We start from the raw sequence: 20,441 nt of genomic DNA on the forward strand, positions 1-20,441 counted from the left end.
CACGGTGCGCGCGCCAAAGCATGAGGTATACAATGCGCGCCACCGTGATTTCTGCTCAAAAAGGTGCGTCATGCAGCCCTTCGCAATTGCTCCGTCGATTCTCTCCGCCGATTTCGCCCGCCTGGGCGAGGAAGTGGACAATGTTCTCGCCGCTGGCGCCGATATCGTGCACTTCGATGTCATGGACAACCACTATGTACCCAACCTCACCATTGGCCCGATGGTCTGCGCCGCCCTGCGTAAGTACGGCATCACCGCGCCGATCGACGCCCACCTGATGGTGAGCCCGGTGGACCGCATCATCGGCGACTTCATCGAAGCCGGCGCCACCTATATCACCTTCCACCCGGAAGCCACGCTGCACGTCGACCGTTCCCTGCAAATGATCCGCGAAGGCGGCTGCAAGGCCGGCCTGGTGTTCAACCCGGCGACCCCGCTGGACGTGCTCAAGTACGTCATGGACAAGGTCGACATGATCCTGCTGATGAGCGTCAACCCGGGTTTCGGTGGCCAGAAGTTCATCCCGGGTACCCTCGACAAGCTGCGTGAGGCCCGTGCCCTGATCGATGCTTCCGGTCGCGACATCCGCCTGGAAATCGACGGTGGGGTGAATGTGAACAACATCCGCGAAATCGCTGTCGCGGGCGCCGATACCTTCGTGGCGGGCTCGGCGATCTTCAATGCGCCGAACTACCAGGAAGTGATCGAGAAGATGCGCGCCGAACTGGCGCTGGCTCGTCCATGAGTGGTTTCGAGCAGCTGTTCCCGGGGCGTCTGCCGCGGCTGGTGATGTTCGACCTGGATGGCACCCTGGTCGATTCGGTTCCCGACCTCGCGGCGGCCGTGGACGACATGCTGCTCAAACTGGGGCGCCCGCCTGCCGGTATCGAATCGGTGCGCGAGTGGGTTGGCAACGGCGTGCAGATGCTGGTGCGCCGGGCCTTGGCCAACGACATCGCGGCGCAGGGCGTCGACGATGTCGAGGCGGAGCGCGGGCTGGAGCTGTTCAACAGCGCCTATGAGGATGGCCACGCACTGACCGTGGTCTACCCCGGCGTGCGCGACACCCTCAAATGGCTGCACAAGCAGGGCGTCGAAATGGCGCTGATCACCAACAAGCCGGAGCGTTTCGTCGCCCCCTTGCTGGATCAGATGAAGATCGGCCGCTATTTCCGCTGGATCATCGGTGGCGATACCCTGCCACAGAAGAAGCCCGACCCGGCCGCCCTGTTCTTCGTCATGAAAATGGCCAGTATCCCGGCCTCGCAATCGCTGTTCGTCGGTGACTCGCGCAGCGACGTGCAGGCGGCGAAAGCCGCGGGCGTGAAGTGCGTGGCATTGAGCTATGGCTACAACCACGGACGGCCGATTGCCGAGGAAATGCCGACCCTGGTGATCGACGATCTGCGCCAGCTAATTCCCGGTTGCCTGGATCCGGCCGCTGAGATAACGTTGCCCGACGCTGTTCAATCCCCTCCTGGAAACGCCATCGTGGTGGTCACTCGCAAACTCTGGATGAAAGTCATCAAGGCCCTGGCCCGCTGGCGTTGGCGCGCCTGACTTGTTCCTGGCCGGTCTTCCGGCGCGTTTGCATACCTGACTGTCAGAACCTCAAGCCACGAGGCACCCCATGATCCGCGAAGAATTCCTGCGTTTGGCCGCTGCCGGCTACAACCGCATCCCGCTTGCCTGCGAAACCCTGGCCGACTTCGACACGCCGCTGTCGATCTACCTGAAACTGGCCGACCAGCCCAACTCCTACCTGCTGGAGTCGGTGCAGGGCGGCGAGAAGTGGGGCCGTTACTCGATCATCGGTTTGCCCTGCCGCACCGTGCTGCGGGTGCATGACCACCATGTCAGCGTGACCGTCGATGGTGTCGAGACCGAAAGCCATGACGTGGCCGATCCATTGGCGTTCGTCGAAGAATTCAAGGCGCGCTACCAGGTGCCGACCATCGCGGGCCTGCCGCGTTTCAATGGTGGCCTGGTCGGTTACTTCGGCTACGACTGTGTGCGTTATGTGGAGAAGCGCCTGGGCAAATGCCCGAACCCGGATCCGATCGGCGTACCGGACATTCTGCTGATGGTCTCCGACGCCGTGGTGGTGTTCGATAACCTCGCCGGCAAGATGCACGCCATCGTCCTCGCCGATCCGTCCCAGGACGATGCCTTCGAGCAAGGCCAGGCGCGTCTGCAAGCGTTGCTGGAGAAACTGCGCCAGCCCATCACTCCGCGTCCTGGCCTGGACTTCAGCAAGCAGCAGGCGGCCGACCCGGTGTTCCGCTCCAGCTTCACCCAGGGCGACTACGAGCGTGCCGTCGACACCATCAAGGAGTACATCCTGGCGGGCGACTGCATGCAGGTGGTGCCGTCGCAGCGCATGTCCATCGACTTCAAGGCGGCGCCGATCGACCTGTATCGCGCCCTGCGTTGTTTCAACCCGACGCCTTACATGTACTTCTTCAACTTCGGCGACTTCCATGTCGTCGGCAGTTCGCCGGAAGTGCTGGTGCGGGTCGAAGACAACCTGATCACTGTTCGCCCGATCGCCGGCACCCGTCCACGGGGCGCCAGCGAAGAGGCGGACCTGGCGCTGGAGAAGGATCTGCTCTCCGACGACAAGGAAATTGCCGAACACCTGATGCTGATCGACCTGGGGCGCAACGACACCGGGCGGGTTTCCGAGATCGGTTCGGTGAAGCTCACCGAGAAGATGGTGATCGAGCGTTATTCCAACGTGATGCACATCGTCTCCAACGTCACTGGCCAGTTGAAGGCTGGGCTGACTGCGATGGATGCGCTGCGGGCGATTTTGCCGGCAGGCACCTTGTCCGGCGCGCCGAAGATCCGTGCGATGGAAATCATCGACGAGCTGGAGCCGGTCAAGCGCGGTGTGTATGGCGGGGCTGTGGGTTATTTCGCCTGGAATGGCAACATGGACACCGCCATCGCCATTCGTACGGCGGTGATCAAGGATGGCGAACTGCATGTGCAGGCCGGTGGCGGCATAGTCGCCGACTCGGTGCCGGCGCTGGAATGGGAAGAAACCCTGAACAAGCGTCGCGCCATGTTCCGCGCTGTGGCCTTGGCCGAGCAGACGGCCGATAGCTGAGCCGGAAAACGAGCCATAAAAAAACGCTGCCTCCTCACGGGGGCAGCGTTTTTTATTGCCTGCGGTTTAGAAGTCGAGGCTGACCCCGACATTGATGCCTTGCTGGGTGAAGCCATCGTCCTTGCGGATGTTGTAGCTGGCGCGCAGGGCCAGGTCCTGGGTGAGTTTGTGGCTGACCCCGAGGTTCAGGCGGTTCAGGTTGGTCTGCGGGGTATAGCCTTCCAGGGTGTAGCGATTATCCGGCAGGCTGTTGAGGGCCATGGTCAGTTTCTGGGTGTCGTCCTCGTATTCCTTTTCGTGGGCGATTTCGCCGAACACCTGGGTTTGCTGGGTGATCTGATACTTGCCCTGCAGGCCGATGCCCAGGCGCCGCGAGGTGCGTTTCTGGTCGTCGAAGGTCAGGGCGGTGGAGTCGCTGCCGTCCTCGGAGTAACCGTCGACCTTGGCCCGCGCGTAGTCGGCGCTGATGAACGGCGACAGGTGCCACGGGCTGCTGGCCTGCTGCGCGATGTCGTAGCCCAGGCGAGCGCTGAAGGCCAGGATATCGCCGCTGGTATCGCCTTTTTCCCCGCGTTCGTTGGGGCCCAGGTCGAATTTGCGCTTGAGGTTGTCGTAGTCCAGATGTCCGGCGGTAGCCGCCGCGTCGGCCCACCAGCGGTTTTGCTGGTACTGGACGAAGGCGGTGCCCAGGTAGGTGTTGAGTTTGTAGTCCGAGTCGTTGCTGCCAGCTTCGAGCTTCTGCCGATAGGCGCCGGCCAGCACGCCTACTCGCCAGGCCTCGTTGAGCCGGTAGCTGCCACCGATGTTCAGGTTGAAGCCGTTGCCGTCGGCACTGGCGCCGCTGCGCTGGCTGTCGAAGTCCTGGTGCTGGCCGCCCGCGGCGACAATCGCCCGCCATTGACCGACGCCCTGCCAGTTTTCCCAATCGGCCTGCCATTGGTTGCGCAGCTCGTCCTGATGGGCGCGCAGGGTGCCTTGGGCCATTTCCGGGAGCAGGGTTATTTCCCAGGGCGCCGCCAACAAGGAGTAAGCATAATCGGCGATCAACCGCTGGCCGGCTTCGGTGGGGTGGACGGAGTCGTTGTAGATCAGCTTGCTCGGGTCCGGTGTGGCGCTGTGAATGCCATAGCGAGCGTTTTCCGTACAGCCATTGCCACTGAAACAGGTGGCGGTGAGGTTCTGGTCGGTGGCCAGGCCGAACTGCGCCGGGTTGGCGAAGCTTTCCTTCAAGAGCGCGGGAATGTTGAGGGGAATGACTTCGGCATCGACCGTCTGCAGCTGTCGGACCAGTTCGGTGTTGAATTGGGCGCTGAGCTGGGAAGTGAACCCTTGCAACGGACTGCCGTTGATCGCCGGGGTCAGGCCGATATCCGGCAGCAGCCAGACCATGATGTAGCGGGCGCCGGCCTGTTGCAGGGTCTGCACGCTGTCGACCAGCCGGCCGGCCGCGGCGTTGGCCTGGTCGAGGCTGGTGACGCGACCCTGGAGGAAGTCGTTGCCACCGCCCGACAGATAGTACAGGGCATTCGGATCGGCGCGGAAATTGTTGGCCACCAGATAGCCCGGGCGGCTACGGCTGCCGGCGGTCGAGGTGGTGGTAATCGAATCGAGAATCTGGTCGGTGCGATAACCGCCGACCGCCCAGTTGTTGCCGTCAGGCAGGCCTTCGCTGGCGCGGGTGGCCGAAGTCGATGCGGCGAGCTGGTCGTCCGAGAACCCCAGCTTGGCGCCGAGCAATTGGGTCGAGTTGGCGGAACGGAGTTCCCCGCTGCCATCCAGGTAGACCGGCCCGGTGCGGTTGGTAAAACGCTGGGTCGCTCCCGCGGGACCGCCGGGGTCGGCGAACTGCCCGGCATCGCTGAGGCTGTCGCCGAACACGATAAAGCTGGAATAGGGGGACGGCGCGGCTATTGCCTGGGCGCAGGCCAAGGACAAAAGACTGCTGGCAAGCGGGACAAACAACTTCTGTCTGATCATAAGTAAGTCCGTTTTATTTATTTTTGTATTGAACGAGACGACAGTACCAAAAACTTTTGTACATGAGCTATGGCCAAAGGCCGCATCGCTTGTTTGTCCGGGCGCGGGTCCCGCCATATTGCACCCTCTGCTCAGCTAAGTTACTGTGCCTGAACGTATGAATGAGACCTTCCCCGTGTTGATCGTCAGCAAACTCTTGATGCGAGTTGTTAAGGCACACGCCCGTTGGCGTTGGCGCGCCTAACTTTTCTCTGCCGGCCCGGCCGGACCTGTACCGCTTTGCCTTCTTTACCCCTGTTCGACTCCGCTTGTGCTGGTTGAGTGATTGCAACCTCCGGCGGGCCTGTCAGCGGGCAATCCACTGAAGGCTGTATTAAAAGTCAGTGAATTCAAGAGGTTGTAATCCCCATGTTGCTGATGATCGATAACTACGACTCCTTTACCTATAACGTTGTGCAATACCTTGGCGAGTTGGGTGCCGAGGTCAAGGTCGTGCGCAACGACGAACTGACCGTGGCTGAAATCGAAGCGCTCAACCCTGAGCGGATCGTCGTGTCGCCCGGTCCTTGCACGCCAACCGAAGCCGGTGTGTCCATCGAAGCGATCAAGCATTTCGCCGGCAAGCTGCCGATCCTGGGCGTCTGCCTGGGTCACCAGTCCATTGGCCAGGCCTTTGGCGGCGACGTGGTGCGCGCGCGGCAGGTGATGCATGGTAAGACTAGCCCGGTATTTCACCAGGACAAGGGCGTATTCGCCGGTCTGAACCATCCGCTGACCGTGACCCGTTACCATTCCCTGGTGGTCAAGCACGACACCTTGCCGGACTGCCTCGAGCTGACTGCCTGGACCCAGCTGGAAGACGGCTCCGTCGACGAGATCATGGGGCTGCGCCACAAGACGCTGAACATCGAGGGTGTGCAGTTTCACCCCGAATCAATTCTCACCGAGCAGGGCCACGAGCTGTTCGCCAACTTCCTCAAACAGAGCGGCGGCACGCGCTAAGGACTTTCCATGGATATCAAGACTGCCCTGAGCCGTATCGTCGGCCACCTCGACCTGAGCACCGATGAAATGCGCCAGGTCATGCGTGAAATCATGACCGGCCAGTGCACCGATGCACAGATCGGCGCCTTCATGATGGCCATGCGCATGAAAAGCGAAAGCATCGACGAAATCGTCGGCGCTGTTTCGGTCATGCGCGAGCTGGCGGACAAGGTCGAGCTGAAAACCCTCGACGGTGTGGTCGATGTGGTCGGCACCGGCGGTGACGGTGCGAACATCTTCAACGTGTCCACGGCTTCTTCCTTTGTGGTCGCAGCAGCCGGTTGCACGGTGGCCAAGCACGGCAACCGTGCGGTGTCCGGAAAAAGCGGCAGTGCCGACCTGCTCGAGTCCGCCGGCATCTACCTGAACCTGACGCCGGTGCAGGTCGCCCGCTGCATCGACAACGTCGGCATCGGTTTCATGTTCGCCCAGTCCCATCACGGTGCCATGAAGTACGCCGCCGGCCCACGCCGCGACCTCGGCCTGCGCACCCTGTTCAACATGCTCGGCCCGCTTACGAATCCGGCCGGCGTGAAACATCAGGTGGTGGGGGTGTTCACTCAGGCGTTGTGCCGGCCATTGGCCGAGGTTTTGCAACGTTTGGGCAGCAAGCACGTACTGGTGGTGCACTCTCAGGATGGCCTGGATGAATTCAGTATCGCCGCGCCGACCTTTGTTGCCGAACTGAAGGATGACCAGATCACTGAGTATTGGGTACAGCCCGAAGACCTCGGCATGAAGAGCCAGAGCCTGTTCGGCCTGGTGGTCGAAAGCCCGGCGGCATCGCTCGAGCTGATTCGCGATGCCCTGGGGCGACGCAAGACCGAGCATGGGCAGAAGGCGGCAGAGATGATCGTGCTCAATGCCGGTGCCGCGCTCTATGCGGCGGACCATGCCAGCAGCCTGAAAGAAGGTGTGGCCCTGGCCCATGATGCTTTGCACACCGGGCTGGCCCGCGAGAAGCTTGAGGAATTGGGCGCCTTTACCGCGGTATTCAAGCAGGAGAATGAAGGATGAGTGTGCCGACGGTTCTGGAAAAGATCCTTGCCCGTAAGGTCGAGGAAGTGGCTGAGCGTAGGGCGCGGGTAAGCCTGGCCGAGCTCGAAGGCCTGGCCCGCGCCGCGGATGCGCCGCGCGGTTTTGCCAAGGCACTGCTCGACCAGGCCAAGCTCAAGCAGCCGGCGGTGATCGCCGAAATCAAGAAAGCCTCGCCGAGCAAAGGCGTGATCCGCGAGCATTTCGTGCCGGCGGAAATCGCCAAGAGCTACGAGAAGGGCGGCGCGACCTGCCTGTCGGTACTCACCGACGTCGATTACTTCCAGGGCGCCGACGCCTACCTGCAACAGGCGCGTGCCGCCTGTTCGCTGCCGGTGATCCGCAAGGACTTCATGATCGATCCGTACCAGATCGTCGAAGCCCGTGCCTTGGGTGCCGACTGCGTGCTGCTGATCGTGGCCGCGCTGGATGATGCCAAGATGGCTGAGCTGGCGGCCGTGGCCAAAGGCGTGGGCCTCGATGTGCTGGTCGAAGTGCATGATGGCGACGAACTGCAACGCGCCCTGAAAACCCTCGACACGCCGCTGGTGGGCATCAACAACCGCAACCTGCACACCTTCGAGGTCAATCTGGAAACCACCCTCGATCTGTTGCCGCAGATTCCGCGCGATCGTCTGGTGATCACCGAGAGCGGTATCCTCAACCGGGCCGATGTCGAGCTGATGGAAATCAGCGACGTCTACTCCTTCCTGGTGGGCGAGGCCTTCATGCGGGCTGAAAGCCCTGGCCTGGAACTGCAGCGCCTGTTCTTCCCGGAGCGTGGCTTGCCGGTGAGCGGTTCGACCCTGGACTGAACCTGAGTTGATGAAGAAGCCGGCGCCGCCGGCTTTTTTATACCTATCGCAAAGGACCTTTACTGCCATGACCCAGCCTCTTTCCCTGACCGTCGAAGCCGGCCTGCAGGCCGAACAGGATCTGCTCGCTCAGGTATGCAGCGGTGACCAGGAGTACGGCCTGTTGTTCTGGCAGCCAAGCGACAGGGCCTTGGTGATGCCGCGGCGCTTGAGCCGTTTGCCGGGGTTCGAGCAGGCTTGCGAGGCACTGGCCGCCAGTGGCTGGCCGGTGTTGCTGCGGGAAACCGGCGGGGAACCGGTGCCGCAATCGGCGGCGACGATCAATATCGCGCTGGTCTATGCGCCACCTCGCAGTGAGGGTGACCAGAACCGGATCGAAACCGGCTATCGCCGTTTGTGCCAGCCGATCTGCGACCTGCTTTCCGAGCTGGGGGGCGAACCCTCCCTGGGTGAAGTCGAGGGCGCTTTCTGCGATGGCCGGTTCAACGTCAATCTCAACGGGCGCAAGATGGTTGGCACCGCCCAGCGTTGGCGTCAGAGCAAGGGCGGGACGCGTCCGGTGGGATTGGTGCATGGCGCGCTGTTGCTGGATGACGAGCGGGAAACCATGGTCGCGGCGGTCAATCGTTTCAACCAGGCTTGTGGCCTGGAGCAGCGTTGCCGTGCCGAGAGCCATATTGCCTTGCATGAGGCGTTCGCCGCGCCAAATGCCATCGAGCGCCTGGATGCCCTGTATCGGCAGATGCTGGCGCAGTTCCTGCCGCTCTAACGGGTGCCGAATACCACCATGGTCTTGCCTTTGACGTGGACCAGGTTGCGTTCTTCGAGGTCCTTGAGCACCCGGCCGACCATTTCCCGTGAGCAGCCGACGATCCGCCCGATTTCCTGACGGGTCACCTTGATCTGCATACCGTCCGGATGGGTCATGGCATCCGGTTGCTTGCACAGTTCGAGCAGGCAGCGGGCCACTCGCCCGGTGACATCGAAGAATGCCAGGTCGCCGACCTTGCGGGTGGTGTTGCGCAGGCGCTGGGCAATCTGGCCGCTGAGTACGTACAGAATGTCCGGGTCCTGTTGGGACAGCTCACGGAATTTCGCATAGCCGATCTCCGCGACCTCGCATTCGACCTTGGCCCGTACCCAGGCGCTGCGTTGCTGCTCATGTCCGGCCTGTTCGAACAGGCCCAGCTCGCCGAAAAAATCCCCGGCATTGAGATAGGCAATGATCATTTCCCGACCGTCATCGTCTTCGATCAGGATGGTGACCGAGCCTTTGATGATGAAGAACAGCGTGTCCGACTGGTCGCCGGCGCAGATGATGTTGCTCTTGGCCTGATAACGGCGGCGCTGGCAGTGCATCAACAGCTTGTCGAGGTTCTTGATCTTGGGTGTAGGGGCAAGAGCAACCATGGTTGTATCCCGAAAAGACAGCACGGTGTGATTTGGTTTTTTTATGGGGCGGTCAAGCAGGATCGCCGATAGCTGGCAATGCGCCAGTGATTTGGCGCCAGCTTAACAGACACATCCTTTGGGTAATTAAGAATTTTCCTATCAGAACTGAGTGTGGCACCGGAACAGGCAAAGCGCTGCCGTCCAAGGCCCTGTGCTAAGCTGGCGACCCTTTTTTAGCAGTGGAGTCTTGGCGATGAAGGCACGCATCCAATGGGCTGGCGAAGCCATGTTCCTCGGGGAATCGGGCAGCGGTCATGTGGTGGTAATGGATGGTCCGCCGGAAGCCGGTGGTCGCAACCTGGGCGTGCGCCCGATGGAAATGCTCCTGCTCGGCGTAGGCGGTTGCAGCAACTTCGACGTGGTCAGCATCCTGAAAAAATCCCGCCAGGCTGTCGAAAGTTGCGAAGCTTTCCTCGACGCCGAGCGTGCGACCGAGGACCCTAAGGTTTTCACCAAGATCCACATGCATTTCGTGGTCAAGGGCCGCGGGTTGAAAGAAGCCCAGGTCAAGCGCGCTATCGAACTGTCGGCGGAAAAATACTGCTCGGCATCGATCATGCTCGGTGCGGCCGGGGTTGCCATCACTCACGATTACGAAATCGTCGAGCTCGGTTGAGTCGCCATTCAACCATCCTGAATTTGCGGCAAAAGAAAGGGCGCTGAAAAAGCGCCCTTTTTTTGCCTGCGATCTGTATCGCTCAGATCCGGTAAGTGCTTTTGGTCATGACCTTGGCCAGCAGGCTCATGCCGAACTTCACCGGCGCCGGGAAGCGGAATCCCCCTGCATCCAGGGCACTTTCGGCGTGTTGTTCTTCGTCGATGCGCATCTGCTCGAGAATCGCCCGGGACTTTTCATCCTCGGCCGGCAATTGCTCGAGGTGTTCGTTGAGGTGTTTGCACACCTGATCTTCAGTGGCAGCCACGAAACCCAGGCTGACCTTGTCGCTGATCAGCCCGGCCACTGCGCCGATACCGAACGACATGCCGTAAAACAACGGGTTGAGCACGCTGGTGTGGCTACCCAGTTGGTGAATGCGTTGCTCGCACCAGACCAGGTGGTCGATTTCTTCTTCCGCGGCATGCTCCATGGCGGCGCGCACTTGCGGCAGCTTGGCGGTCAGGGCCTGGCCCTGGTACAGCGCCTGGGCGCAGACTTCGCCGGTATGGTTGATGCGCATCAGGCCGGCGACATGCTTGGTGTCCTCTTCGCTCATCTGCACGTCCGGCTGCACGATGGCAGGGGAGGGGCGATAAGGCTGGCCGCTGAAGGGCAGCAAGGTACGCATTGCCGCATCTGCCTGCAGCAGTAGACGGTCAATCGGCGAGTAGTGACGTTGGGTAGTCATGCTTACCTCCGGGAAGAATCACGGCGGCCAGTTTACCCCAATCGATGGGCAGAGGCCTGCGCTGGATCAGCACACTCTCGGCAAAACCGGGCGAGAAGTGTGCTGTCGCGCACTTTGGATGGGGATCAGCCCGGCGGCCAGTGCATCTGGCGCTGACCCAGAACGTGCATGTGAATGTGATACACGGTCTGGCCACCGAGTTCATTGCAGTTCATGACGACGCGGAAGCCTTCCTCGCAACCCAGTTCCCTGGCCAGGCGCTGGGCAGTGAACAGGATATGCCCGGCTAGCAGCTTGTCGTCTTCGGTCAGGTCATTGAGGGTGCGCACCGGCTTTTTCGGAACTACCAGGAAATGCACGGGGGCCTGTGGGGCGATATCGTGGAAGGCCAGAACCTGGTCGTCCTCGTAGATGATCTTCGCCGGTATTTCCCGGTTGATGATCTTGGTGAACAGAGTATCCACAGCTGTTTCTCCGTTGTGTTGGTCCGGGGTGAGTGTACTCAGGCAAGCCGAGTGCGCCCAGCCTTAGATGGTTGCCAGGTCAGCGCGGGCAATAGGCTTTGTTGACGGCGCCGGAAATCTTGCGGGTCAGCCAGCGCGAACCCAGGCGCGGGCTGAACGCGAACCAGCGGTTGCGGCGGCCGGGGATGATAATGGCGCGGTTCTTTTCCAGGGCGCGCACGGTGTACAGCGCGACTTCTTCCGGGCTCATCAGCAGTTTGCTGCCGTTAAGTTTCTCGGTATTCAACTGGGCGGTATCAAAGAAACCGGTACGGGTCGGGCCAGGGCAGAGCACAGAAACCTTCACTGCATTGTTTTTCAGTTCCTCGCGCAGGCCTTCGGAGAAGTGCAGCACATAGGCCTTGCTAGCGTAGTAGGTGCTCATCCAGGGGCCGGGATAGAAGCCGGCGATCGAGGCGACGTTGAGAATCTGCCCGCCACCCTGCAAGGCCATGCTGTTGCCCAGCGCATGGCACAGCCGGGTGAGGGCGAGAATGTTCACTTCGATCAGGTCCTGCTCGGTCATCCAGTCCTGGGCGAGGAAGGGGCCACAGGTGCCGATACCGGCGCAGTTCACCAGCAGATCGATCTGCCGGTCACCTTCCTCCAGCTCCAGCAGAAAACCCGAAAGCCGTAATGGCTCGGACAGATCGCAGGCGCGGAACAGAACTTCGACGCCAAAGCGCTGGGTCAACTCGATGGCGATGCTTTCCAGCTGATCACGCTGCCGGGCCACCAGGATCAGGCTGCGGCCACGCCGGGCCAGCGCTTCGGCCAATGCCAGGCCTATGCCGCTGGAGGCGCCGGTGATCAGAGCGTAACGGGTCATGCGGTTCTCCATTGCAACGGCCGGTTGCCTGTGGGGAAAAGTCCCAGGCAGCGGCGCGTCAATTCAATCCGATAGTCTACAGGTGGGGCGGGCTTGCTGCTTTCGCTGCGCCTGCCCATGGGCGCTCTAGACCGAGCTGAGCCCACCAATGAGGGACAGCGGCAGAACGATTATCCACAGCGCGGCAAGCCCCTTGACCGCACTACTGTTTGGCGGGGGCGGTGCGCCGTAACGGTTGGCGCCGGTGTTGCCCGGCAGGACCGCCAGCAGCAGTGGAAACACTGCGTACACAAAAGGCAGCAAGTTCAACAGCCAGAGCCAGCCCGACCAGCCCAGGTCATGCAGGCGCTGAACGGAAATGGTGATGTTCAGATAGGCGAAGGCCAGCGCCACGACGCCGAGGAAGATCATTCCCGTAACCTGCAGGCCGTTGCCAATCAGGGCCGCGGTCAGGAAACCGCCGATGAGGGTGGCCAGCAGGATCAGCGCCAGGGTCCAGGCGAGATAGCGCAGGCGTCCGATACGGCCATCGACGGTGTAGAACTTCAGCTCGCCAAACTCGGGAAGGGGATCGCCCACTGTGGCTTGAGGCGGGGTGTAGGGCGAAGTGCCCGCGCCGGCCATGGGTTCTGGCGTCGGCGCAGGGGCCGGCCGTTGCCAGTCATTCGTCGTGGTGGGTTCTGCCTGGGGCGAGGCTACCGAAGGCGAAGGGGGTGGCGTTGGCACTGCGGGAGCGGGCTGAGCTGCCGGTTGGCTGGCGCCTGGGGCACGATCCGGTTCGACGCGTGGGTCGATCCCGGCCTGGTTCAGCGCAGCGAGATAAATATCCGCGTCCTGCTGGGAGAGGTCGCGCTTGAGGGTGATGTTTTGCCCCTTGAACAGAGGCTCGATCGCGGCGATATCGCTTTTGAACAGCTTGGCGATTTTCTGCTTGGCATGTTCGAGGTCGACACCTGGAAGCAGAGCCCCGTCAAATACGATCTTGAAACGGTCTTGGCTCATGCAGGGCGTCCTTGTCGGCTATATAGAGAGGGCTTTCGCAGGGCGATAGTTTAAAGCCAGCCGTCCGTTGCTGGCTAAAAAACATCAGCGATTCAGCGCGGCCAGCGTTTTGGTAGCTGGGCGGCCAGCTCCTGGGCTGCACGGTATTCGGCGTCCAGGCGGGCGACCAGTTGATCGACGCTCGGCAAGTCATCGATTTCACCGACGCCTTGTCCGGCGGACCACACGGTTTTCCAGGCTTTGGCTTCGTCGCTGAGCGGCTTGAGTTTCGAGCCGAAGTTGACTTCGCCTTTGCCCTGCAGGGCGGCAAGGTCGAATCCGGCGTTTTCCAGGCTTTGGCGCATGAAGCTTGCCGGAACCCCGGAGACTGCCGCGGTGTGCACGATGTCGGCGGCCTTGGCGCTCAGCAGCATCTCTTTATAGGCCTCCGGCGCATGGCTTTCCGTTGTGCCGATAAAGCGCGTGCCAAAGTAGGCAAGGTCGGCTCCAAGCAGCTGTGCGGCGAGGATCTCGTGGCCGTGGTTCAGGCAGCCAGCCAGCAGCAACGTCTTGTCGAAGAACTGACGGATTTCGGCGATCAGGGAGAAGGGGCTCCAGGTCCCGGCGTGACCACCGGCGCCGGCGGCTACGGCGATCAGTCCGTCGACCCCTGCCTCGGCGGCCTTTTCCGCGTGGCGCCGGGTGGTGACGTCATGGAAGACCAGGCCTCCATAAGCATGCACCGCATCGACCAGCTCCTTCACCGCGCCCAGGCTGGTGATGACGATAGGCACCTTGTGTTCGATACAGATCGCCAGGTCAGCGTTCAGGCGTGGGTTGCTGTGATGCACGATCAGGTTGACGGCATAGGGCGCGGGGTTTTCCAGGGTCGCAAGGCCAGCTTCGATTTCTTCCAGCCAGGCCTTGAAGCCACTGCTTTCACGCTGATTGAGGGCAGGGAAACTGCCGACCACACCGTTGCGGCAGCACGCCAGGACCAGTTGTGGATTGGAAATCAGGAACATCGGCGCCGCCACGACAGGCAAGCGCAAGCGTTGTTCGAGCAGAGCGGGCAGCGACATTGGAAGTACCCCGAATAATAACGGCTAGTAGGAATTAGAACGGCCGGACGACGACCAGAATTACGATAGCCAGCAATACCAGAACTGGCACTTCATTGAACCAGCGGTAAAAGACATGGCTGCGGGTGTTTTCGCCACGGGCAAAACGTTTCACCTGGGCGCCGCACATATGGTGGTAGCCAATCAGGATGACCACCAGGGTCAGCTTGGCATGCATCCAGCCGCCCTGGCCGAAGTAGGCGCTAGGGTTCAGGCTCAGCAGCCAGATGCCGAAAATCAGCGTGGCGATCATCGCCGGCCCCATGATCCCGCGGTACAGCTTGCGCTCCATGATGCTGAAGCGTTCCTTGCTGATCGTGTCTTCGCTTTGGGCGTGATAAACGAACAGGCGCGGCAGGTAGAACAGCCCGGCAAACCAGCAGACCAGACTGACGATGTGAAAGGCTTTGAGCCACAGATAGAACATTTCGGTTATTCCCAGGTTCACGGTAGCGCAGATAGTAGAGGCAGGAGCGTCCGCACGTCACCTTGACGGTTGTCGCAGGGTCTTTCGGCCCCTATCATCGACGGCTTTCCAGTGGGTTCGTTGAGGGCAGGTTTATGGTCAAGGTCGGTATCGTCGGCGGCACGGGTTACACCGGTGTCGAACTGCTGCGTCTGTTGGCACAGCATCCGCAGGCTGAAGTGGTAGTCATCACTTCCCGATCCGAGGCAGGCCTTGCCGTTGCCGATATGTACCCGAACCTGCGAGGCCACTATGACGGCCTGGCATTCAGCGTTCCGGACATCAAGACCCTCGGTGCCTGCGATGTGGTGTTCTTCGCGACGCCGCACGGCGTTGCCCACGCCCTGGCGGGTGAGCTGCTGGCTGCGGGTACCAAGGTCATCGACCTGTCGGCGGATTTCCGTTTGCAGGACGCCGATGAGTGGGCCAAGTGGTACGGTCAGCCTCACGGCGCCCCTGAGTTGCTCGACGAAGCCGTCTATGGCCTGCCGGAAGTCAATCGCGAGAAGATCAAGAAGGCCCGCCTGATCGCTGTACCGGGTTGCTACCCGACTGCTACCCAGCTTGGCTTCCTGCCATTGCTGGAGGCGGGGCTGGCCGACACTTCGCGCCTGATCGCCGACTGCAAGTCGGGTGTCAGCGGCGCTGGTCGAGGTGCCAGCGTAGGCTCCCTGTACTCCGAGACCTCGGAAAGCATGAAGGCCTATGCGGTCAAGGGGCATCGTCACCTGCCGGAGATTCGCCAGGGCCTGCGCCGTGCGGCGGGCAAGGATGTCGGTCTGACGTTCGTGCCGCACCTGACGCCGATGATCCGCGGCATTCACTCGACGCTCTATGCCACTGTCGTGGATAAGTCGGTGGACCTGCAGGCGCTGTTCGAGAAACGTTATGCCAACGAGCCGTTCGTGGATGTGATGCCGGCGGGCAGCCATCCGGAAACCCGCAGCGTGCGGGGCGCCAACGTATGCCGGATTGCCGTGCACCGTCCGCAGGATGGCGATCTGGTGGTCGTGTTGTCGGTGATCGACAACCTGGTCAAAGGCGCTTCGGGCCAGGCCGTACAGAACCTGAACATCCTGTTCGGTCTGGATGAACGCCTGGGCCTGTCCCACGCCGGCATGCTGCCTTAAGGCGTCTGCCTGCTTCAGCAAAAGGCCCGTTTACGGGCCTTTTTGCATTCTGCAGTGAGCCCCGGGCTTATTGATATACCGTAACAATAGTTGACCGCTTTTCTGGGAGAAGCGGATAATGCGCGTCATCACGCATTATGGCGGCGTAACGCCGGGAGATAGTCAGCATGAGCGTCGAATCCTTCACCCCCACGGCTTTGCAATTCACCCACGGTGCCGCGCACAAGGTGAAGAGCCTGGTCGATGAAGAGGGTAATGATCGCTTGAAGCTGCGCGTATTCGTTACGGGCGGCGGTTGTTCAGGGTTTCAGTACGGCTTCACTTTCGATGAAGAAGTCGCGGATGACGACACCATCGTCGAGCGCGAAGGCGTCAGCCTGGTGGTCGATCCGATGAGTTTCCAGTACCTGGCGGGTGCCGAGGTGGATTATCAGGAAGGTCTGGAAGGTTCGCGCTTCGTGATCAAGAACCCGAACGCCACGACCACCTGCGGTTGCGGTTCTTCGTTCTCGATCTGATCGCTGCTCAAGGTTTTATCAGGCGCCGCAGGGCTTTCGGGCTCTGCGGCGTTTTGCTGTCTGGCGATCAGGCAGGGTAGATCGCGCCCAATACACGCAGGCCGCGGGCACCGGTGACGCTTGGGCGGTTGGCGGCGATGCCTTCGAGGCAGCAGTGGGCCAGCCAGGCGAATGCCATGGCTTCAACCCAGTCCGGATCGACGCCGTGGGTGGCGGTACTGCTGACCTTGGTGTTGGGCAGTAGGCTGGACAGGCGACTCATCAAGGTCGCGTTGTGAGCGCCGCCACCGCAGACCAGCAGCTCCTGGGTATCACTCTGTGCGGCTTGCAATGACTCGACAATGGTCAGTGCTGTCAGTTCCAGGAGCGTTGCCTGTACGTTTTCGGGAGCAAAGGCCGGCAAGCGAGCCAGATGCCCCTGTAGCCATTCCAGGTTGAACACCTCGCGGCCAGTACTCTTTGGGCCTTGAGTGGCAAAGAACGGGTCGCTGAGCAGTGTAGTCAGCAACGTTGGCTCAACCCGGCCGCTGGCGGCCCATTGGCCGTTGCGATCGAAGTTCTCTCCGCGCTGGGCATTGATCCAGGCGTCCAGCAGAACGTTGCCCGGGCCGCAATCGAAGCCGGCAACCGGCCTGTCGCTCTCGATCAGGCTCAGGTTGCTGAAGCCGCCGACGTTCAAGACTGCGCGCTTGCCAGCACTTCGATCAAAGAGTGCTTCATGAAAGGCCGGCACCAGTGGAGCGCCCTGGCCGCCAGCGGCGACGTCGCGGCTACGGAAGTCGCTGACTACCGTGATACCGGTCAGCTCTGTCAGCAGGGCCGGGTTGCCGATCTGGACCGTGAAGCCGCGGGCTGGCTCATGGCGGATGGTCTGGCCATGACTGCCAATGGCGCGGATGTCTGCGGGTTTCAGCTGCTGTTGAGCAAGGAGGCTATGAATACCCCGGGCAGCCAGCTTTACCCAGTTCTGCTGGGCGATGGCGGAGCGGGCGATTTCATCGGGGCCGCTGGCGCACAAGCCAAGCAGCTCGGCGCGCAGGGATTCGGGCATGGGGGTGTAGTGCGTGGCGATCAGCCTGATCGCCGATGTTTGCTCGATGAGTGCGATATCCAGGCCATCAAGACTGGTCCCGGACATCACACCTATATAGAGCGCCATGCTTTAACGCTTGTTCGAAGCGAGCAGGGTGGCTTTTTCCTGATCCATCCGCGCCATCAGCGGCTGGCTTTGTTGCAGGAAGCGTGCGCGTTCCGCTTTGGCGATCGGATCGGCCATTGGCAGCTTCTGGCCCAGTGGATCGACGTGAACGCCGTTGACCTGGAACTCATAGTGCAAATGCGGGCCTGTGGAAAGCCCGGTGGTGCCGATGTAGCCGATCACCTGGCCCTGCTTGACGGAGCCGCCGGTCTTGACGCCTTTGGCGAAGCCTTGCATATGGCCGTACAGCGTGCGGTAAGCATTGCCGTGCTGGATGATCACGGTGTTGCCGTATCCGCCGCGACGCCCGGCCAGGAGCACCTTGCCATCGCCGGCGGCCTTGATTGGCGTGCCGCGAGGGGCTGCGTAGTCGACGCCTTTGTGAGCGCGGATCTTGTTCAGGATCGGGTGCTTGCGGCCCATGGAGAAGCGCGAGCTGATACGCGCGAAGTCCACCGGCGTACGGATAAAGGCCTTGCGCATGCTATTGCCGTCAGCGGTGTAATAGCTGCTCATGCCTTGTTTGTTGGTGTAGCGCACCGCGGTGTAGGTCTTGCCACGGTTGGTGAAGCGCGCAGAGAGAATGTTGCGGGTACCCACGGCTTTGCCATTGACGACGGTCTGCTCGTAGATCACGTCGAACTCGTCACCCGGGCGAATATCCTGGGCGAAGTCGATGTCGTAGCCAAAGACGCTGGCCATGTCCATTGTCAGGCTGTGAGAGAGGCCGGCGCGGGCTGCGGATTGCGACAGCGAGCTGTTGATCACGCCATGAACGTAGGCCGTGCGCACCATGGGCTTGGCGGTGATACGGCTGAAGGCGAAGCCTTTTGGCCCTTTGGTCAGGGTGATGCTTTCCAGATCATTGACCTTGCTGTGCAGGTTGTTCAACTGGCCGTCCGGGCCCAGTTCGAACTCAAGCTTCTGGCCGCGTTTCAGCTGAGTGAACTGCTTGGCTTGCTTGTCGCTGGCCAGTACGTCGTGCACCGAGGTGGCTGGCAGGCCGACCTTCTCGAATAGCGTGGAAAGGGTGTCGCCCTTGGCGACAATGACTTCCCTGTGATTAGCCGCCTTCTTTTCTTCCGCCACGGCCGGAGCAGGCTGTTCTTGAGCGGCTTCAGCGGTCTTTGCGGTGTCTTCGGGGCTGTTTTCGATTTGCGCGAACGGGGACGCTACGGCTTCATTTGTGGCTTGTACGGCGTCTGCAGCGTCTTGATCTTGTGTCAGTTGCTCGACCGGGCTTTCCAGGTCAAGGCTCAGAGTTGTTCTTTTGGCTTCTACATCACTGGAAGGGAATACCAGGAGCGCCAGGCTGAGGAGGGCGGCGATACCACTTGCGGCGAGCAGGTGGGTCTTCGGATAAAGCGGCGGAGCTTTAGGCGGTTCTGTGGTCATAGGTGATTTTGACTTTGAAAAGATGAATTGGAAAAGATGAATGACATGATGAAGATGAAATAACTGTATAAAATATAACCAAATCATCTGTTAAGCAAGCCTGCGGACGTCCTGTTCGTGGAAAGCCATCCGTACGCCGGGCAAAACTTGTAATTGGGCGCTGATCTTGTATGGTTGGTTCCCTTTGAATCTGAGCCTTGCGGGTCTGTTATGAAGTCGGTTGAAGAGCAGCTAGCGCTGATCAAACGTGGTGCAGAAGAGTTGTTGGTCGAGTCCGAGCTGATCGAAAAGCTCAAGCGCGGCCAGCCGCTGCGTATTAAGGCTGGCTTCGACCCAACGGCGCCGGATTTGCACCTGGGTCATACCGTGCTTATTAATAAGCTTCGCCAGTTCCAGGATCTGGGGCACCAGGTAATCTTCCTGATCGGCGACTTCACCGGGATGATCGGTGATCCGAGCGGCAAGAGCGCAACCCGTCCGCCGCTGACTCGCGAGCAGGTGCTCGAGAATGCCGAGACTTACAAGAGTCAGGTGTTCAAGATTCTCGACCCGGCGAAAACCGAGGTGGCCTTCAATTCCACCTGGATGGACAAGATGGGGCCTGCAGACTTCATTCGTCTGACTTCCCAGTACACCGTTGCCCGCATGCTCGAGCGTGACGACTTCAACAAGCGCTACTCCACCAACCAGCCAATTGCCATTCACGAGTTCCTCTATCCGCTGGTTCAGGGTTATGACTCGGTGGCGCTGCGCGCCGATGTGGAGCTGGGCGGTACCGATCAGAAGTTCAACCTGTTGATGGGGCGCGAGCTGCAGCGCGGTTATGGTCAGGAAGCTCAGTGCATTCTGACAATGCCGTTGCTCGAGGGGTTGGATGGCGTCAAGAAGATGTCCAAGTCGCTGGGTAACTACGTAGGCATTCAGGAAGCACCAGGCGTCATGTACGGCAAGCTGGTTTCCATTCCGGATGTCTTGATGTGGCGTTACTTCGAGTTGCTGAGCTTCCGCTCCATGGATGAGATCCTTTCCTTTAAGGCGGATGTCGAGGCGGGTGCTAATCCGCGGGATATCAAGATCAAGCTGGCTGAAGAGATCGTTGCGCGCTTCCATGGTGAAGAGGCTGCGGCGAATGCTCATCGTGCGGCGGGTAACCGCATGAGGGATGGTGAGCTGCCGGATGATCTGCCTGAGATCGAGCTGGCTGCTGCTGAAGATATGCCGATCGCGGCTGTCCTTAATAAGGCTGGCTTGGTAAAGAACTCGGCAATGGCGCGTGATCTGCTCGGCTCGGGTGGTGTACGTGTAGATGGTGAAGTGGTTGAGCGTACCTTTATATGGGCAATCGGCTCGACTCATGTTTGCCAGGCCGGAAAGAAGGCTTTTGCACGTATTACGCTTAAATCCGAATAAAACTGAAAATAGGTGTTGACGGCGAATTATATCTCTCTATAATTCGCCCCACTTCCGGCGCAGTCGAAACGGAAAACTCCTTGAGATTCAACGAGTTACGCAGTTTTGG

Annotated in this window: 21 protein-coding genes; 11 read left to right on the forward strand and 10 right to left on the reverse strand. The window is 60.7% G+C overall.

All coding sequences use genetic code 11. From position 1 onward, the window contains the following. Window positions 1-70 precede the first annotated feature (70 nt). The 3 genes from rpe (at window position 71) to trpE (ending at window position 3,112) form a co-directional block, all read left to right on the forward strand. Window positions 71-745 carry a ribulose-phosphate 3-epimerase gene (rpe, locus tag J4D52_RS08105; RefSeq protein ID WP_063433200.1) on the forward strand — a complete coding sequence of 225 codons (675 nt, stop codon included), beginning with the start codon at window positions 71-73 and terminating at the stop codon, window positions 743-745. Then, window positions 742-1,560, forward strand: coding sequence for a phosphoglycolate phosphatase (locus tag J4D52_RS08110; RefSeq protein WP_063433199.1), 819 nt, complete (start codon window positions 742-744; stop codon window positions 1,558-1,560). Before rpe ends, J4D52_RS08110 begins: the two co-directional genes overlap by 4 nt. Window positions 1,561-1,630: 70 nt before the next feature. After that, window positions 1,631-3,112, forward strand: coding sequence for an anthranilate synthase component I (gene trpE, locus J4D52_RS08115; protein ID WP_025807376.1), 1,482 nt, complete (start codon window positions 1,631-1,633; stop codon window positions 3,110-3,112). A 66-nt stretch (window positions 3,113-3,178) separates the two neighbouring features. Here the strand turns inward: trpE and estP are convergent, their stop codons facing one another. Next, entirely contained in the window at window positions 3,179-5,089 is a 1,911-nt protein-coding gene (gene estP / locus J4D52_RS08120) for an esterase EstP (RefSeq protein WP_063433198.1), read from the reverse strand. 408 nt (window positions 5,090-5,497) lie between these two features. On the opposite strand from estP, the gene J4D52_RS08125 reads away from it, so the two are divergent. The 4 genes from J4D52_RS08125 (at window position 5,498) to J4D52_RS08140 (ending at window position 8,752) form a co-directional block, all read left to right on the forward strand. Next, window positions 5,498-6,091, forward strand: coding sequence for an aminodeoxychorismate/anthranilate synthase component II (locus J4D52_RS08125; protein ID WP_007930170.1), 594 nt, complete (start codon window positions 5,498-5,500; stop codon window positions 6,089-6,091). 9 nt (window positions 6,092-6,100) lie between these two features. Continuing rightward, a complete protein-coding gene (trpD, locus tag J4D52_RS08130; protein WP_009051142.1) occupies window positions 6,101-7,150 on the forward strand; it encodes an anthranilate phosphoribosyltransferase in 1,050 nt (349 codons plus the stop codon). Beyond that, window positions 7,147-7,983, forward strand: coding sequence for an indole-3-glycerol phosphate synthase TrpC (trpC, locus tag J4D52_RS08135; protein ID WP_102676386.1), 837 nt, complete (start codon window positions 7,147-7,149; stop codon window positions 7,981-7,983). The genes trpD and trpC overlap by 4 nt, the downstream gene beginning before the upstream one ends. Before the next feature lie 67 nt (window positions 7,984-8,050). Continuing rightward, entirely contained in the window at window positions 8,051-8,752 is a 702-nt protein-coding gene (locus tag J4D52_RS08140; protein WP_102676385.1) for a lipoyl protein ligase domain-containing protein, read from the forward strand. On the opposite strand, the gene crp is transcribed toward J4D52_RS08140, so the two are convergent. Beyond that, window positions 8,749-9,393 carry a cAMP-activated global transcriptional regulator CRP gene (gene crp, locus J4D52_RS08145; protein WP_025804009.1) on the reverse strand — a complete coding sequence of 215 codons (645 nt, stop codon included), beginning with the start codon at window positions 9,391-9,393 and terminating at the stop codon, window positions 8,749-8,751. The two genes, J4D52_RS08140 and crp, sit on opposite strands and share 4 nt — an antisense overlap. Window positions 9,394-9,628: 235 nt before the next feature. On the opposite strand from crp, the gene J4D52_RS08150 reads away from it, so the two are divergent. Next, complete coding sequence (locus J4D52_RS08150; RefSeq protein ID WP_009045862.1) at window positions 9,629-10,051, forward strand: OsmC family protein; 423 nt, start codon at window positions 9,629-9,631, stop codon at window positions 10,049-10,051. A gap of 82 nt (window positions 10,052-10,133) precedes the next feature. On the opposite strand, the gene coq7 is transcribed toward J4D52_RS08150, so the two are convergent. The 6 genes from coq7 to hemJ all read right to left on the reverse strand — a co-directional run bounded on the left by coq7 (window position 10,134) and on the right by hemJ (window position 14,642). Further along, entirely contained in the window at window positions 10,134-10,781 is a 648-nt protein-coding gene (gene coq7, locus J4D52_RS08155) for a 2-polyprenyl-3-methyl-6-methoxy-1,4-benzoquinone monooxygenase (RefSeq protein WP_007930179.1), read from the reverse strand. Window positions 10,782-10,906: 125 nt separating this feature from the next. After that, the gene (locus tag J4D52_RS08160; RefSeq protein ID WP_007930180.1) at window positions 10,907-11,245 is read right to left on the reverse strand and encodes a histidine triad nucleotide-binding protein; all 339 of its coding nucleotides are present in this window, start codon (window positions 11,243-11,245) and stop codon (window positions 10,907-10,909) included. A gap of 79 nt (window positions 11,246-11,324) precedes the next feature. After that, on the reverse strand, window positions 11,325-12,113 hold the full coding sequence (locus tag J4D52_RS08165; protein ID WP_025804011.1) for an SDR family oxidoreductase: 789 nt from the start codon (window positions 12,111-12,113) through the stop codon (window positions 11,325-11,327). A gap of 126 nt (window positions 12,114-12,239) precedes the next feature. Continuing rightward, a complete protein-coding gene (locus tag J4D52_RS08170; protein ID WP_102676384.1) occupies window positions 12,240-13,115 on the reverse strand; it encodes a DUF805 domain-containing protein in 876 nt (291 codons plus the stop codon). 92 nt (window positions 13,116-13,207) lie between these two features. Then, a complete protein-coding gene (locus tag J4D52_RS08175; RefSeq protein WP_025804013.1) occupies window positions 13,208-14,176 on the reverse strand; it encodes a nitronate monooxygenase family protein in 969 nt (322 codons plus the stop codon). Window positions 14,177-14,210: 34 nt separating this feature from the next. Next, on the reverse strand, window positions 14,211-14,642 hold the full coding sequence (gene hemJ / locus J4D52_RS08180) for a protoporphyrinogen oxidase HemJ (RefSeq protein WP_102676383.1): 432 nt from the start codon (window positions 14,640-14,642) through the stop codon (window positions 14,211-14,213). Between the two features lie 134 nt (window positions 14,643-14,776). Here hemJ and argC point away from each other — a divergent pair, with 134 nt between their 5' ends. Then, complete coding sequence (argC, locus tag J4D52_RS08185) at window positions 14,777-15,811, forward strand: N-acetyl-gamma-glutamyl-phosphate reductase (RefSeq protein WP_102676382.1); 1,035 nt, start codon at window positions 14,777-14,779, stop codon at window positions 15,809-15,811. A gap of 167 nt (window positions 15,812-15,978) precedes the next feature. Next, window positions 15,979-16,329, forward strand: a complete 351-nt coding sequence (gene erpA, locus J4D52_RS08190) for an iron-sulfur cluster insertion protein ErpA (protein ID WP_007906865.1) — start codon at window positions 15,979-15,981, stop codon at window positions 16,327-16,329. Between the two features lie 67 nt (window positions 16,330-16,396). On the opposite strand, the gene J4D52_RS08195 is transcribed toward erpA, so the two are convergent. Both J4D52_RS08195 and J4D52_RS08200 read right to left on the reverse strand, forming a co-directional pair. Beyond that, window positions 16,397-17,488, reverse strand: coding sequence for an anhydro-N-acetylmuramic acid kinase (locus J4D52_RS08195; RefSeq protein ID WP_102676381.1), 1,092 nt, complete (start codon window positions 17,486-17,488; stop codon window positions 16,397-16,399). A gap of 3 nt (window positions 17,489-17,491) precedes the next feature. After that, window positions 17,492-18,922, reverse strand: coding sequence for a peptidoglycan DD-metalloendopeptidase family protein (locus tag J4D52_RS08200; protein ID WP_063433193.1), 1,431 nt, complete (start codon window positions 18,920-18,922; stop codon window positions 17,492-17,494). A gap of 210 nt (window positions 18,923-19,132) precedes the next feature. On the opposite strand from J4D52_RS08200, the gene tyrS reads away from it, so the two are divergent. Then, window positions 19,133-20,332, forward strand: coding sequence for a tyrosine--tRNA ligase (tyrS, locus tag J4D52_RS08205; RefSeq protein ID WP_025804017.1), 1,200 nt, complete (start codon window positions 19,133-19,135; stop codon window positions 20,330-20,332). Window positions 20,333-20,441 lie beyond the last annotated feature (109 nt).

This window comes from Pseudomonas sp. GW460-12-10-14-TSB1, assembly GCF_017349775.1.
GTDB lineage: Bacteria > Pseudomonadota > Gammaproteobacteria > Pseudomonadales > Pseudomonadaceae > Aquipseudomonas > Aquipseudomonas piscium.

What these genes read in the sequence shown, in the direction of transcription:
- crp (WP_025804009.1), bottom strand. Translation starts at nt 9,393, where the DNA reads ATGGTTGCTCTTGCCCCTACACCCAAGATCAAGAACCTCGACAAGCTG.
- coq7 (WP_007930179.1), bottom strand. Translation starts at nt 10,781, where the DNA reads ATGACTACCCAACGTCACTACTCGCCGATTGACCGTCTACTGCTGCAG.
- J4D52_RS08165 (WP_025804011.1), bottom strand. Translation starts at nt 12,113, where the DNA reads ATGACCCGTTACGCTCTGATCACCGGCGCCTCCAGCGGCATAGGCCTG.
- estP (WP_063433198.1), bottom strand. Translation starts at nt 5,089, where the DNA reads ATGATCAGACAGAAGTTGTTTGTCCCGCTTGCCAGCAGTCTTTTGTCC.
- J4D52_RS08125 (WP_007930170.1), top strand. Translation starts at nt 5,498, where the DNA reads ATGTTGCTGATGATCGATAACTACGACTCCTTTACCTATAACGTTGTG.
- trpD (WP_009051142.1), top strand. Translation starts at nt 6,101, where the DNA reads ATGGATATCAAGACTGCCCTGAGCCGTATCGTCGGCCACCTCGACCTG.
- hemJ (WP_102676383.1), bottom strand. Translation starts at nt 14,642, where the DNA reads ATGTTCTATCTGTGGCTCAAAGCCTTTCACATCGTCAGTCTGGTCTGC.
- J4D52_RS08175 (WP_025804013.1), bottom strand. Translation starts at nt 14,176, where the DNA reads ATGTCGCTGCCCGCTCTGCTCGAACAACGCTTGCGCTTGCCTGTCGTG.
- J4D52_RS08150 (WP_009045862.1), top strand. Translation starts at nt 9,629, where the DNA reads ATGAAGGCACGCATCCAATGGGCTGGCGAAGCCATGTTCCTCGGGGAA.
- J4D52_RS08170 (WP_102676384.1), bottom strand. Translation starts at nt 13,115, where the DNA reads ATGAGCCAAGACCGTTTCAAGATCGTATTTGACGGGGCTCTGCTTCCA.
- J4D52_RS08140 (WP_102676385.1), top strand. Translation starts at nt 8,051, where the DNA reads ATGACCCAGCCTCTTTCCCTGACCGTCGAAGCCGGCCTGCAGGCCGAA.
- tyrS (WP_025804017.1), top strand. Translation starts at nt 19,133, where the DNA reads ATGAAGTCGGTTGAAGAGCAGCTAGCGCTGATCAAACGTGGTGCAGAA.
- trpE (WP_025807376.1), top strand. Translation starts at nt 1,631, where the DNA reads ATGATCCGCGAAGAATTCCTGCGTTTGGCCGCTGCCGGCTACAACCGC.
- trpC (WP_102676386.1), top strand. Translation starts at nt 7,147, where the DNA reads ATGAGTGTGCCGACGGTTCTGGAAAAGATCCTTGCCCGTAAGGTCGAG.
- J4D52_RS08110 (WP_063433199.1), top strand. Translation starts at nt 742, where the DNA reads ATGAGTGGTTTCGAGCAGCTGTTCCCGGGGCGTCTGCCGCGGCTGGTG.
- rpe (WP_063433200.1), top strand. Translation starts at nt 71, where the DNA reads ATGCAGCCCTTCGCAATTGCTCCGTCGATTCTCTCCGCCGATTTCGCC.
- J4D52_RS08195 (WP_102676381.1), bottom strand. Translation starts at nt 17,488, where the DNA reads ATGGCGCTCTATATAGGTGTGATGTCCGGGACCAGTCTTGATGGCCTG.
- erpA (WP_007906865.1), top strand. Translation starts at nt 15,979, where the DNA reads ATGAGCGTCGAATCCTTCACCCCCACGGCTTTGCAATTCACCCACGGT.
- J4D52_RS08200 (WP_063433193.1), bottom strand. Translation starts at nt 18,922, where the DNA reads ATGACCACAGAACCGCCTAAAGCTCCGCCGCTTTATCCGAAGACCCAC.
- argC (WP_102676382.1), top strand. Translation starts at nt 14,777, where the DNA reads ATGGTCAAGGTCGGTATCGTCGGCGGCACGGGTTACACCGGTGTCGAA.